The 12,615-nt window shown below is 63.0% G+C and carries 13 protein-coding genes; 7 read left to right on the top strand and 6 right to left on the bottom strand.

The window, feature by feature from the left end:
- Window positions 1-57: 57 nt before the first annotated feature.
- The 5 genes from ACIPL0_RS00155 to cbiE all read right to left on the bottom strand — a co-directional run bounded on the left by ACIPL0_RS00155 (window position 58) and on the right by cbiE (window position 3,848).
- A complete protein-coding gene (locus ACIPL0_RS00155) occupies window positions 58-381 on the bottom strand; it encodes a DNA-binding protein (RefSeq protein ID WP_400595097.1) in 324 nt (107 codons plus the stop codon).
- Window positions 372-719: a type II toxin-antitoxin system RelE/ParE family toxin gene (locus ACIPL0_RS00150; protein ID WP_400595099.1), complete on the bottom strand. Its 348-nt coding sequence runs from the start codon at window positions 717-719 to the stop codon at window positions 372-374. Before ACIPL0_RS00150 ends, ACIPL0_RS00155 begins: the two co-directional genes overlap by 10 nt.
- An 86-nt stretch (window positions 720-805) precedes the next feature.
- On the bottom strand, window positions 806-1,552 hold the full coding sequence (locus tag ACIPL0_RS00145) for a cobalt-precorrin-6A reductase (RefSeq protein WP_400595101.1): 747 nt from the start codon (window positions 1,550-1,552) through the stop codon (window positions 806-808).
- Window positions 1,549-2,646: a cobalt-precorrin-5B (C(1))-methyltransferase gene (locus ACIPL0_RS00140; RefSeq protein WP_400595103.1), complete on the bottom strand. Its 1,098-nt coding sequence runs from the start codon at window positions 2,644-2,646 to the stop codon at window positions 1,549-1,551. Before ACIPL0_RS00140 ends, ACIPL0_RS00145 begins: the two co-directional genes overlap by 4 nt.
- Window positions 2,646-3,848, bottom strand: coding sequence for a precorrin-6y C5,15-methyltransferase (decarboxylating) subunit CbiE (cbiE, locus tag ACIPL0_RS00135; RefSeq protein WP_400595105.1), 1,203 nt, complete (start codon window positions 3,846-3,848; stop codon window positions 2,646-2,648). The genes ACIPL0_RS00140 and cbiE overlap by 1 nt, the downstream gene beginning before the upstream one ends.
- Before the next feature lie 1,162 nt (window positions 3,849-5,010).
- On the opposite strand from cbiE, the gene cobG reads away from it, so the two are divergent.
- The 7 genes from cobG (at window position 5,011) to ACIPL0_RS00100 (ending at window position 11,988) form a co-directional block, all read left to right on the top strand.
- A complete protein-coding gene (cobG, locus tag ACIPL0_RS00130) occupies window positions 5,011-6,363 on the top strand; it encodes a precorrin-3B synthase (RefSeq protein ID WP_400595107.1) in 1,353 nt (450 codons plus the stop codon).
- A complete protein-coding gene (locus tag ACIPL0_RS00125; protein ID WP_400595109.1) occupies window positions 6,356-6,982 on the top strand; it encodes a precorrin-8X methylmutase in 627 nt (208 codons plus the stop codon). The genes cobG and ACIPL0_RS00125 overlap by 8 nt, the downstream gene beginning before the upstream one ends.
- Complete coding sequence (locus ACIPL0_RS00120; RefSeq protein ID WP_400595111.1) at window positions 6,979-7,713, top strand: precorrin-2 C(20)-methyltransferase; 735 nt, start codon at window positions 6,979-6,981, stop codon at window positions 7,711-7,713. Before ACIPL0_RS00125 ends, ACIPL0_RS00120 begins: the two co-directional genes overlap by 4 nt.
- A complete protein-coding gene (gene cobJ / locus ACIPL0_RS00115; RefSeq protein ID WP_400595113.1) occupies window positions 7,713-9,425 on the top strand; it encodes a precorrin-3B C(17)-methyltransferase in 1,713 nt (570 codons plus the stop codon). Before ACIPL0_RS00120 ends, cobJ begins: the two co-directional genes overlap by 1 nt.
- Before the next feature lie 368 nt (window positions 9,426-9,793).
- Window positions 9,794-10,612 (top strand): hypothetical protein, encoded by an 819-nt coding sequence (locus tag ACIPL0_RS00110; RefSeq protein WP_400595115.1) that lies wholly within the window; start codon window positions 9,794-9,796, stop codon window positions 10,610-10,612.
- A gap of 54 nt (window positions 10,613-10,666) precedes the next feature.
- Entirely contained in the window at window positions 10,667-11,350 is a 684-nt protein-coding gene (locus ACIPL0_RS00105) for a hypothetical protein (protein WP_400595117.1), read from the top strand.
- Window positions 11,347-11,988 (top strand): hypothetical protein, encoded by a 642-nt coding sequence (locus ACIPL0_RS00100; protein ID WP_400595119.1) that lies wholly within the window; start codon window positions 11,347-11,349, stop codon window positions 11,986-11,988. Before ACIPL0_RS00105 ends, ACIPL0_RS00100 begins: the two co-directional genes overlap by 4 nt.
- A gap of 9 nt (window positions 11,989-11,997) precedes the next feature.
- Here ACIPL0_RS00100 and ACIPL0_RS00095 read toward each other — a convergent pair whose 3' ends face one another.
- Entirely contained in the window at window positions 11,998-12,594 is a 597-nt protein-coding gene (locus ACIPL0_RS00095) for a MarC family protein (RefSeq protein WP_400595121.1), read from the bottom strand.
- Between the last annotated feature and the right edge of the window lie 21 nt (window positions 12,595-12,615).

The following is a 12,615-nucleotide window of genomic DNA, read 5'->3' as shown; positions in this document are numbered from 1 at the left end:
GAATGCCCGCCGGAAGTAAAAAAGCGGGGTGCGGCGATGTGTCGCAGGCGGGGTGGGTTATCGGACCGGGATCGCCTGCACCTGAATTTCCACCCCCAACCATTCACGCATTGCGCGAAAAATGGCTGACAGATTATCCATGCTTGGGTTGCCGCTGGCGGACAACATGCGATGAAGGCTCTTGCTTGGCTTGTCGGTTTCTTTCGCCAATCCCTCGAAACCCACCGTGGCATTGACCAGATCGCGCAGGATGATCCGGGCGACTTCCGGTTCGCCGTTGAGAAAAAGCATGGCGGCTTCGTCGAGCAAGCCTTGGGCAAACTCAGGATCCTGACGGGTTCTTTCGTCGATCGTGGTTTTGTAGCTCCGGGTCAGGGGCATCGGCTGTCTCTCTCATGACGTTGCTTCTTGGCCGCTTTGTAGTCCGCGATCAAGGTTCTTGCTCGCTTGATGTCAGCGGTCTGGCCTGATTTGGTCCCGCCGCCAAACAGGATGACGAGTCGAAGGCCTTCCTGAATCAGGTAAATCCGGTAGCCAGGGCCCCAATCGATTCGATATTCCCCCAAACCATTGAACCACTTGATGTTCGAGGTATTTCCCGACTCCATTCTGGCAAGCGCCGTTCGGACCTTGATCGCCGCAGGCGGTGATAGTGTCGAAAACCACTCACTGAATGGGCTTCGCTGATCGCTGGACAGATATTCCTGGACTATGATCACGGATATGGATGGTAACGTTTAGGTTACCTTCAGGCTAGTGTTGATGAGAGGGTTTGATTCTCTCGTGGATAGCCCTGCCTGACGCGTTACATATTTACGGCAGACTTGAGCCATGCAGCCAGGCCGCTCAGTGAATCCTCAACGCCCATGAATTCGTGATCCACCTGCGGCAACGCCGGCCGCCTCAACACCAGCACCGGCACTCCGCGCTCCCGAGCCACTTGCAATTTGGGTTCGGTGGCGCTGCTGCCGCTGTTCTTGCTGATCAGCACGTCGATATCACGACGTTCGAACAGCGCACGTTCATCTTCCAGCCGGAACGGGCCGCGGGCGCCGATGACTTCGCAGCGCGCGTTACCGGGGTAGACGTCCAGCGCGCGCAGGGTCCAGAACTGATGAGCGGGGATTTCGTCCAGGTGTTCCAGCGGCTCGCGCCCCAAGGTAAACAGCGGGCGCTGAAACGGGGTCAGTGCCTCGATCAGCTCGGCCCAGTCGGCGACGTCGCGCCAGTCATCCTCCGGTCCGGCCTGCCATCCCGGACGCCGCAGCGCCCAGCAGGGAATGTCGGCCAGTTGTGCGGCAGTGGCTGCGTTGTGGCTGATCTGCGCGGCATAAGGGTGGGTGGCATCGAAGAGCAATCCGATCTGCTCGTCGCGAATGAACTGCGCCAGCCCCTCGGCGCCGCCATAACCGCCGACGCGGACCTGGCAGGTCAGGTCGCTGGGCACCCGGCCTATACCAGCGAGGCTATAGATGTGTTGCGGCCCTAACGTACGGGCAATCGCCAGCGCCTCGGTCACGCCGCCGAGCAGCAGGATGCGCTTTTGTGTCATGAAAAGGCTCCGGCGTGACCGACGATGCCGCCCTGACGGTCGATGGCGAACACTTCCACCTGAACCTGCGTCGGCACCACGCTGCGGGCGAAGTCCAGCGCGTGCTGGCAGACCGCATCGCCCAGTGCCACGCCTTCCGCCGATGCCATGGCCAGCGCCTGCTGGCTGGTGTTGGCCTCGCGAATCCGCTGTTGCAGACCGGCATCGGCACCGATGTCCGCCGCCCATTGCGCCAGTTGCGCGAGGTTGATGCTGGAATGACGACTGTGTAGGTCCATGTGCCCGGCGGCCAGCTTGCTGATCTTGCCGAAACCGCCGCACAGGCTGAGTTTGTCCACAGGGACTTTGCGCAGGTGCTTGAGCACGGCGCCGACGAAATCGCCCATCTCGATCAGGGCGATGTCCGGCAGGTTGTAGACCCGGCGCATGGTGTCTTCGCTGGCGTTGCCGGTGCAGGCGGCGATGTGCAGGTAGCCGTTGGTCTTGGCAACGTCGATGCCCTGGTGGATCGAGGCGATGTACGCCGCGCAGGAAAACGGCCGGACGATGCCGCTGGTGCCGAGAATCGACAGACCGCCGAGGATACCCAGACGCGGGTTCATGGTCTTGAGCGCCAGCTCGCTGCCGTTCTCGACGCAGACCGTCACTTCGAAACCGCCGCCGTAGCTGAACTCTTCGGCCAGCCGGGTCAGGTGCTCGGTCATCATTCGCCGTGGCACCGGATTGATCGCCGGCTCACCGACACCCAGCACCAGCCCTGGCCGGGTCACGGTGCCGACGCCGGTGCCCGCGACAAAGCGCACGCCCGGTTCGGCAATCAGCCGAATTCGTGAGTAGAGCAAGGCGCCGTGGGTCACGTCCGGATCGTCGCCGGCGTCCTTGATCGTGCCCGCCTCGGCGCCGTCCTCAAATGGTCGGCAGAACTCCAGACGCATCTGCACCTGCTTGCCCTTGGGCAGGGTGATCTGGATGGCATCGTTGACCTCACCGGCGAGCAACAGACGCGCTGCAGCCAGCGAGGTCGCGGTGGCGCAACTGCCCGTGGTCAGGCCGCTGCGCAGCGGTGCGGGTTGCTCGGCGGTTTCTTCGCGCATCAGGGTTTGACCGCTTCCAGCAGAGTGATCGGCAGCGCCTGACGCCAAGTGTCGAACTCGCCCAGCGGCTTGGCATGGGCCAGATGAACGCGCGTCAGCTCGCCGCCATGTTGTTCGCGCCAGCTGACCAGCAGCGCCTCGCTTTGCAGTGTGACGGCATTGGCCACCAGCCGGCCGCCAGAGCGCAACTGCTGCCAGCAATGTTCCAGCACCCCGGCACGGGTCACGCCGCCGCCGATGAAAATCGCGTCGGGCTGCTCCAGTTCGTGCAAGGCATCGGGGGCTCGCCCTCTCACCAATTGCAGGCCCGGAACGCCCAGCGCATCACGGTTGAGCTCGATCAACGCCTGACGGCCTTCATCGGACTCGATGGCAATCGCTCTGCAGGTGGGATGCGCGCGCATCCATTCGATCCCGATGGAGCCGCAACCGGCGCCGACATCCCACAGCAACTCGCCGGGAAGCGGTGCCAGGCGGGCGAGGGTGATGGCGCGGACATCGCGCTTGGTCAGTTGACCGTCATGGCGGAACGCTTCATCGGGCAGACCGCTGGCGGGGGACAGGCGCAATGTATCCGGCGCCGCACGACAATCGATGGCGACCAGATTCAACGCTGCAATGTCTGGCTCATCCCATTCACCGGCCATGCCGTCGATACGCCGTTCTGCTTCGCCACCGAGATGCTCCAGCACCGTCATCCGGCTCGGCCCGAAACCGCGCTCGCGCAACAACGTCGCAATCGCCGCGGGGCTACAGCCGTCATTGCTCAGCACCAACAGCCGCAAGCCATGATGCAGATGGGCGTTAAGTGCCGCCAACGGTCGGGCGACCACCGACAGCGTCACCACATCCTGCAACGCCCAACCCAGCCGAGCGGCGGCCAGCGAATAAGACGACGGCGCAGGAATCACCCGCATCTCCTCGACCGCCACCTGCCGCGCCAGACTGGCGCCCACGCCGTAAAGCATCGGGTCGCCACTGGCAATCACGCAGACCGGCGCGCCACGCTGCTCCAGCACCGGCATCAGCGAAAACGGACTCGGCCACTGCCGCCGCTCGGCAGCAATGCAAGGCGGCAACAACGCCAACTGACGCGCACTGCCGAACACCTGCCGCGCCTGCAACAGCGCATGCCGGGCATTCCTGCCCAGCCCCTTGTAGCCGTCCTCACCGATACCCACGACTGTCAGCCACGGCGTCATGCATTGCCCTCAAACCCGAAACCCGCCACAAGACCGCGCGAAGGGCCTGTGGACAAAGGCGGCATGATAGCGCGTCGAAGCCCTGATCGCGTCGGTTCGCGAAACCGTCCGTAGCAGCCCGGCTTGCCGGCGGCAGCGATTTCACAGCCGCCACCGTTGGCAAGGCAAACACGGAACCTGTAGGAGTGAGCCCTGCTCGCGAAAGCGTCAGGTCAGACACTGCCGTGCTGACTGAAAGAATGCATTCGCGAGCAGAGCTCCCTCCCACGGGTATCGTATGTATCCAGCACCTTCAGCGAATCTGGCGCCAACCGTAGGAGCGCGCTTGCCCGCGATGCCATTTGCCGGTCGCTACGATGGTGACTGATCCACCGCATTCGCGAGCAGAGCTCCCTCCCACGGGTATCGTATGTATCCAGCACCTTCAGCGAATCTGGCGCCAACCGCAGGAGCGCGCTTGCCCGCGATGCGATTTACCGGTCGCTACGATGGTGACTGATCCACCGCATTCGCGAGCAGGGCTCCCTCCCACAGGTATCGTATGTATCCAGCACCTTCAGCGAATCCGGCGCCAACCGCAGGAGCGCGCTTGCCCGCGATGCAATTTACCGGTCGCTACGGTGGTGGCTGATCTACCGCATTCGCGAGCAGAGCTCCCTCCCACATGAGTTGCGTCATCCGCAATATTGGAGTCTGACACCATTCCCTTAGCAGTCCGGCTTGCCGGCGGCAGCGATTTCACAGCCGCCACCGTTGGCAAGGCAAACACGGAACCTGTGGGAGGGAGCCCTGCTCGCGAAGGCGTCAGGTCAGACACCATCGTGCTGACTGAAAAAACGCTTTCGCGAGCAGGGCTCCCTCCCACAGGTATCGTATGTATCCAGCACCTTCAGCGAATCCGGCGCCAACCGCAGGAGCGCGCATGCCCGCGATGCAATTTACCGGTCGCTACGATGGTGGCTGATCTACCGCTTTCGCAAGCAGCGCCCTCTCCCACACGAAAAGCGTTATCCGCCGCGAGTCAGATAAGTCCCGATAACCACGTAAGAAAAACTCGATCCGACAGACCACCTTTTCATGCCAGCAACCAAAGCAGGCATAATACGGCCCCTTGCAGATGTCCCGATCTGCGCTTTTCAGCCCGAGTCTGTCAGGTGATCCTTTGACCGAGCCGTTGTCTGCTCGCCTTTCTGCTGCGCCCATTCGCCCCTCGGCTTGTCCGGGGTTGTTGCGTATTGTCCCGGCGCTGGATGGGGGGATCTGTCGGATCAAGCTGGCTGGCGGGGTGTTGACGGCGGCGCAGGCGGTGGCGGTGGCGGATGCGGCCGAGCGGTTTGCCGGTGGGGTGATCGAGGCGACCAATCGCGGCAATTTGCAGATTCGTGGCATCGGTGCCGATCACGGCGGGCTGATCGCGGCCTTGCTCGCGGCCGGGTTGGGGCCGTCGAATCCGGCGGGGGACGATGTGCGCAATCTGATGCTCAGTCCAACGGTCGGGCTCGATCCGCAGCAGTTGTTCGATGCCCGTCCGCTGGCCACGCAGATTCTTCATTCGCTGGAAAACCATCCGCGTTTTCATGAGTTGTCGCCCAAGTTCGCACTGTCGCTGGACGGCGGTGAAGGGCTGGTGATGCTGGAGCACCCTCATGACCTGTGGTTGTCGGCGCTGACGGTCGGCGGTGAAACGCTGCTCGGTTTTGGTCTGGCCGGCTGCCCTGTCAGCGACAGTCCTGTGGCGGCGGTGCCGCTGGTGGCAGGGCATGAGTTGGTGGTCGCGGTTCTGGAGTTGTTTCTCGACCTGGCGACGCCGGAGCAGAACCGGATGCGTCAGTTGCTGGCTGATATCTCGGTGGAAGGGTTTCTGCAGCAACTGGCGGCACGTTTGCCCCAGCCGTTCAGAATGGATGCGGCGATCACAGGCTGGCGCCGGGCGCCGATTCAGGCTGACGTGCATATCGGTATTTATCCACAGGCACAGCCTGAGCTTTGCGCAGTCGGTGCGGTGGTGCCTTTGGGCCGCCTGCAGCCGTCCATGTTGCGCGAGGCGGCGAGGCTGGCGCTGGAACTGGGCGACGGCTCGCTGGTGATGACGCCATGGCAGAGCCTGATGCTGCGCAATGTTCCGACCGCGAAGGCTGAGGCAGCGCTGCACGGTTTGCAGGGTGCTGGCTTGCTCGGCGACGCGCATCAGGCACTGGCTCATGCAATCGCCTGCACCGGTTCGGCGGCCTGCGCCAAGGGGCTGGCCGACACCAAGGCCGATGCGCTGCGACTGGCCGCGTTGCTGCAGGACAGCGGCGTCCGTCAGGCGGTTCATCTGTCCGGCTGCAAGCGCTCTTGCGCTGCCGCCCATATCGCCCCGATTACTTTGCTGGCGTTGTCCGCCGGCCATTACGATTTGTATGTGCGCCACGCCGATCAGCCGGGTTTCGGCACGTTGCGTGGGCACGATCTCACTATTGAAGCCGTTGGTGCCTTATTGACCGCCGACGCACGGAGCTCCCTTGATGATTGATTACATCCGCGACGGCCAGGAGATCTATCGCAACTCCTTCGCGATCATCCGCGCCGAAGCCCGGCTCGACACAATCCCGGCCGACCTGGAAAAACTTGCAGTGCGGGTGATTCATGCCTGCGGCATGGTCGATGCGGTCGAGGGCCTGCGCTTCTCGCCGGGCGCTGGCACGGCAGGCCGGCAGGCGTTGGCAGCCGGTGCGCCGATTCTCTGTGATGCGCACATGGTCGCCGAAGGCGTGACCCGCGCGCGCTTGCCGGCCAACAATCAGGTGATCTGCACCCTCAAGCACGACGGCGTTCCTGAGCTGGCCCGCGAGCTGGGCAACACCCGCTCAGCGGCGGCGCTGGAGCTGTGGCGTCCGCATCTGGAAGGCGCCGTGGTGGTGATCGGCAACGCGCCGACCGCACTGTTTTACTTGCTGGAAATGCTCGACGCCGGTGCACCGAAACCGGCGCTGATTCTCGGTTTCCCGGTGGGCTTCGTCGGCGCAGCCGAATCCAAGGACATGCTCGCCGCTGACAGTCGCGGCGTGCCTTACGTGATCATGCAGGGACGTCGTGGCGGCAGCGCCATGGCCGCTGCGGCGGTCAATGCACTCGCCACGGAGATCGAATGATGCAGGCTCGCGGTCGACTGATTGGTCTGGGCGTGGGCCCCGGTGATCCGGAACTCATTACCGTCAAGGCGCTGCGCCTGCTACGCGAATCGCCGGTGGTGGCGTACTTCGTCGCCAAGGGCAAGAAAGGCAACGCTTTTGGCATCATCGAGGCGCATCTGCAGGACGCCCAGACCCTGATGCCGCTGGTCTACCCGGTGACCACCGAGGTGTTGCCCGAGCCGATGTCCTATGAGCAGATCATCAGCGATTTCTACGACACCGCCAGCCTTGATGTGGCAGCGCACCTGGACGCCGGGCGCGACGTTGCGGTGATCTGCGAAGGCGACCCGTTCTTTTACGGCTCCTACATGTATCTGCACGACCGCCTGGCCGAACGCTACGAGGCGCAAGTGGTGCCGGGCGTTTGCTCGATGCTGGGTGGCGCCTCGGTGCTGGGTGCGCCGCTGGTGTACCGCAACCAGAGCCTGTCGGTGCTGTCCGGCGTGCTGTCGGCGGACGAGCTCAAGCGCAAGCTGGAAGACGCCGATGCTGCAGTGATCATGAAGCTCGGCCGCAACCTGCCGAAGGTGCGCCAGGTGCTGATCGAGACCGGCCTGGCCGAGCGCGCGCTGTACGTCGAGCGGGCGACCATGAGCAACCAGAAGATCGTGCCGCTGGCTGATGTCGACCCGATGTCGTCGCCGTATTTCTCGCTGATCATCGTGCCGGGTGAAAGGTGGCAAGGTTGATGGACGCTCCGACTTTCAAGGCCCCGGCCATCGTCATTCTGGGGCAAGGCGCGCTGGCGACGGCGCGCAACATTCAGCAGGTCTACCCCGGCGCGCTGATCCATGGCCTGCAAGGGCGCGTCGAAGGCGCCGATCAGGCTTACGCCGAATTTGGTGCGACCCTGCGCCAGTTTTATCAACAAGACACGCCGATCATTGCCTTGTGCGCCGCCGGTATCGTCATTCGCACGCTGGCGCCGATGCTGCTGGAGAAGGGCGCCGAGCCGCCCGTGCTGGCGGTGGCGGAAGACGGTAGCGCGGTGGTCCCGCTGCTTGGCGGGCTGGGCGGGGTCAACGTCATGGCGCGCAGGATTGCCGACGCGCTGAACAGCGTGGCGGCGATCACCACCAGCGGCGAACTGCGCTTCGGCACTTGCCTGCTCAACCCGCCAGCGGGTTATGCGCTGGGTGATCTGGAGCAGGGCAAACGCTTCGTGTCCGATCTGCTGGCCGGCGAAAGCGTGCGCATCGAAGGTGCTGCGCCATGGCTGGCCGAGGCGCACTTGCCCGAAGACAGCCAGGCACAACGAACCATCCATGTCGGCCATGTCGAGCGTGCGCCATCGCCCCGTGAACTGCTGATCTATCCGCGCAATGTACTGGTGGCGCTCAATGGCGACGTTGCGGAGCCGGTGAGTGCCGTCAGGGCGGCCTTGCAGCACGCGCTCATTGCGCCACAGGCGCTGGCCTGTCTGCTCGCCGCTGACACGGACATGGCGCAGCCCGCGTTGTACGCCGCCGCCGAGACGCTGGGCGTACCGCTGCGTTTCAGCGCATTGGCATCGGCCAGCGAGATGGCGCAACAGGCGCTGCCCAACGCGACGCTGTCGTCTACTGCACAAGACGGCGTGGCGATTGCCGTGGCAGAGCAGCCTCTGGATATCGACACGATCGGCCGCCCACGCGGGCGTCTGGCGGTGATCGGTCTGGGGCCGGGCGCGGCCGAGTTCATGATCCCGGCAGTCAAGGCTGAACTGGCGCGCGCCAACGATGTGCTCGGCTACGAAACCTATGTGCGCATGGCCGGGCCGTTTCGTGACGATCAAGTGCTGCATTGCACCGACAACCGCGAAGAAATGCAGCGCGCTCGTCACGCCTTCGAGCTGGCGGTGCAGGGGCGTTCGGTGGTGGTGGTGTCGTCCGGCGACCCGGGCGTGTTCGCCATGGCTGCTGCGGTGCTGGAGGCATTGCATGAGTCGGACAATCCACTCTGGCATTCGGTTGATCTGGAGATCCTGCCGGGCGTGTCCGCTTCACTGGCGACCGCCGCGCAGGCGGGCGCACCGTTGGGTCATGACTTCTGCGTGATGTCGCTGTCGGACAACCTAAAGCCGTGGGACATCATCGAAAAGCGCCTGGATCTGGCCTGCCAGGCCGATCTGGCGCTGGCGTTCTATAACCCGATTTCTCGTTCGAGACCCTGGCAACTGGGTCGTGCGCTGGAGATCGTCCGTCAGCATCGCAGCCCGCAAACGCCCGTCACGCTGGGGCGCGACATCGGCCGTCCGGGCCAGACATTGCGGGTCATCACGCTGGGCGAACTGACGCCCGATCAGGTCGACATGCGCACCATGGTGCTGATCGGCTCGTCGACCACGTGCGTGTTCCCACGCGCCGATGGCACTCAGTGGGTGTACACGCCACGCTGGTACGGCGCAAAGCCTACAGCCTGAGGCGAGGGCGTCGTCGAAAGCATGACGACGCCCAGTAGGAAGATGCTGATCAGCAGCGGGCAAACATGGATGCCTGTACGCGAGTTCACTGCCTTTCTGGCAGGCAAAGACCTTTCTGATCGCACGAAACCTGGGTATGCCGGCCGCAACGGTCGGCTGCCTCTTTTCAACGCACACCGCGTATTTCAAGGCCGCGCAGCGTGCGAGCGACCTCAGGCTGGATGGCAGGACACGGCTAAGTGGCAGCGCTTGTCGCGAAGGGTTGCGGCTGCGCGCAAGCATTGCAGGCATGCACCACGCGGGCAGAAATCTGATTAGTTCCGGTGTGTGTCCATTTCGGGCATCACACAGTAAAGGACTTACAGAACATGAACGTTGAAATGAACATGAACGCCGCTGACCGTTGCCGCTACATCGCCGACCTCGATCTCGCTGACTTCACCATGGATGCGGTGGATGGCCGCATGATGCGCATGATGGCTGATCCGATCACGGCCGATGTACCGCCGCTGGCGCCCGATGCACCGGTCGCTGCGGTGGTGGGTTCCGCCATTCTGGGCTTCACCGAAGGTGTCTCCGACCAGAACCGACAGGACATCATGGATTGCTTCCTGCTGGCTCAGCTCAAGGCCAACAAGGAGTTCGCCAATGAAGTGGGCAGCGAAAAGTGGTTCGGCTCGTTCCGCACCGTGCTGAATCAGCTGGGCCTGGGGTCGTGGAACTGGAGCTATTCGCGCTACCAGTCCGGCGACAAGAAATTCACCATGGATCAGACCGGCCTGCAGGTGCTGGCCTCTGCCATCGCCGCCGCCTCGCTGCCAGGGCCTGCGACCCTGGCCATGCTCAAGGTTGCCGCCGATACCATCGCCGCGCTGCAGGCGCGAGAAAAACCACTGGGTATCTTCGAGCGTCAGGCACGCACCCATAACGGTGCCAGCTTCGCCATGGGTGCCTGCTCGCAGAGCGCCACCGGCGAGGCGTGCGTGGCGATGGGCGCGGTTTCGTTCGACACCGCCAGCACCGTGACCAATGTCCTCTTCTGGGATTGGCACAGTGCCGACGTCAACGTTCATCGTGGCGAAGACAATCTGGTCCTCAACTCGGTGCAATACGGCGTCGTGCGTGAGGAAGTCAGGAAGAAGCTGGGCGACAAGGCCAAACAGGCGATTGCCGAGTTCGACATTTGATCACGATGAGGGCGGCGAAAGCCGCCTTCGTTTTATGTCAACGGAGTGACATTGATGAATAACCCGCTCAACGACATTTACACCAACGCCGGTTGCCTGCTGCGCTTTGCCGAAGGCTGTCGGGCGCAGGAGCGTTCCGATGCGCTGGACTCGCTGCTGTACACGCAACTGTGCGCGGACAAGCGCTTCAACCGTTTCACCGCCACAGCTGAATGGAGCGTGATTCAGAGCGAAGCGCTGCACACGTTTGGCTGGAAGATGGGTGGTCGCGAAGCCTTTAGCCTGCCGGCCAGCGACCTGCCCAAAGGCGGTGTATGCGACTGGCTACGCAGCAAATTGCCTTCGTTTGTTTCGGTGGCCGAATTTGACCGATTGTGGTCATCGGCCAGCACTTGTCATCGTCACGATCCCGCTCAGCCCGGATGGCAGGCTTATGCCAAAGCGGCCATGGGCCCGGAGCAGGGCGGCGCAAACAAGGCGGTGCTGCAATTTGCTTTTGCTCAGGCCGGTGCCGTGCTGACGCTGATGTCGATCATCTTCACCCGCCGTAAGCCGTTCAGGCCTGATGCGCTGTTTGAAACGCTTTCTGCGAGCGACATCGCCGGCAATGTCGAGATCGCCTTTCAGGTCCGCCAGCAAATCGAGGCGGTGTATGGCTATTTGCGGGAGGGCATCGGTAATGGCCTTGAAGACCGTCGTGCGGCGCTGACCTTTCAGTTGCAGGGAGGTGCCCTGTGAGCAGCGTGAATGAAGGCATGATTGGCCGCAGTGTTATCTCTTTCGGCAATGCTGGCGAGCAGGACCGAAATGACGTTCTCGATTGCCTGGCGCTGGCCGAGGGCGCGGCCAATCAGACGGCAAAGGCGAGCATGAACTTCCTGCTCTGGATGTACATGTATCGCAGTTGCCTGGAAGAACGCGGTTTTCAGTTGATGGCGCCGGCCGTGCACGACACGCGGATCGTGGTCAGCGCCGATGACTTCAACCGGTCGATTTACAAAGTGCTGGATCAGACCGGCCTGCGTGCCGTGGCGATGCAGAGCAAGGCGATGTTCGATGCCATGGGCGCTGTCGCGTTTGCCGAGCGTTTTTTCACTGATGGCGGACACAACAGCGCCACGGCGAATTTTCAGATACTGCCGTATGCGCAGGTGGTGAATGGCGAGCTCATGCTGTTTATCTGCGGCATCGGTCTGACAGGCCGTGTGGATGATGCCGAGCATGGTTCGTGGACGGGAGAGCGCCGCGAAATGATTATGCGGGTCAGCTGTGCGGCCTATTCCCTGAACCGCGAGGTGTTTGCCACGCATCGTGCAAACATCCGCGAGACGGTTGGGGAACGGGGCCGACGGGACATTCTCAAGCTGGATCTCTGAGGCGCCGGGTCACGGCAGCAGATAGCCTTTGATGCCGGTGAAGATGATCTGTGCCGCCAGGGCGCAGACGAACAGGCCCATCAGCCGGCTGACGATCTGCAGGCCTTGTTCGCCGAGCAGGCGCTCGATGCTGTTGGACAGGTACAGCACGATGCCGACGGTCAGGCTGGCCAGGGCGATGCTGACGATGGCGGTGAGCTTGTCGTCCCAGTGCGGCTGGCTGACGCCCATCACCAGCAGCGCACCGATGGTGCCGGGGCCGACGGTGAGCGGAATGGTCAGCGGTACGATCGCCACGTCCTGCTGCACATTGTCGGTTTGTACCGCGGATTTGCCCTGGGCCATGCCCAGCGCAGAAATGAACAGCACGCTACCGGCGCCGATGCGGAAGGCGTCGGCGGTGATGCCGAACACGCCGAATATCACGCGCCCGAACAGGTACAGCAGCACGCTGGAAATCAGTGTGGCCAGCGCCACTTTCCAGGCCAGATGACGACGTTCCTTGCGCGAATAACCGCGGCTCAGGCTGATGAAACAGGAAAGAACGAAGAACGGGCTATAAAGCACCAGCATCTTCAGATAAACGCTGAACAGCACATGGAGCATGATGTGGGCTCGTGGCGGCAG

This window comes from Pseudomonas sp. NPDC090208, from assembly GCF_044746785.1.
In the GTDB taxonomy this organism is placed as follows: Bacteria; Pseudomonadota; Gammaproteobacteria; order Pseudomonadales; family Pseudomonadaceae; genus Aquipseudomonas.
Note: the sequence above shows the minus strand (reverse complement) of the source record. Positions and strands in the feature narration are given on the sequence as shown.

Bases quoted from the DNA above. Each gene is read 5' to 3' on its own strand.
- cobJ (WP_400595113.1), top strand. From the start codon at position 7,713: ATGGACGCTCCGACTTTCAAGGCCCCGGCCATCGTCATTCTGGGGCAA.
- ACIPL0_RS00110 (WP_400595115.1), top strand. From the start codon at position 9,794: ATGAACGTTGAAATGAACATGAACGCCGCTGACCGTTGCCGCTACATC.
- ACIPL0_RS00145 (WP_400595101.1), bottom strand. From the start codon at position 1,552: ATGACACAAAAGCGCATCCTGCTGCTCGGCGGCGTGACCGAGGCGCTG.
- ACIPL0_RS00140 (WP_400595103.1), bottom strand. From the start codon at position 2,646: ATGCGCGAAGAAACCGCCGAGCAACCCGCACCGCTGCGCAGCGGCCTG.
- ACIPL0_RS00120 (WP_400595111.1), top strand. From the start codon at position 6,979: ATGATGCAGGCTCGCGGTCGACTGATTGGTCTGGGCGTGGGCCCCGGT.
- ACIPL0_RS00105 (WP_400595117.1), top strand. From the start codon at position 10,667: ATGAATAACCCGCTCAACGACATTTACACCAACGCCGGTTGCCTGCTG.
- ACIPL0_RS00095 (WP_400595121.1), bottom strand. From the start codon at position 12,594: ATGCTCCATGTGCTGTTCAGCGTTTATCTGAAGATGCTGGTGCTTTAT.
- cbiE (WP_400595105.1), bottom strand. From the start codon at position 3,848: ATGACGCCGTGGCTGACAGTCGTGGGTATCGGTGAGGACGGCTACAAG.
- ACIPL0_RS00155 (WP_400595097.1), bottom strand. From the start codon at position 381: ATGCCCCTGACCCGGAGCTACAAAACCACGATCGACGAAAGAACCCGT.
- ACIPL0_RS00125 (WP_400595109.1), top strand. From the start codon at position 6,356: ATGATTGATTACATCCGCGACGGCCAGGAGATCTATCGCAACTCCTTC.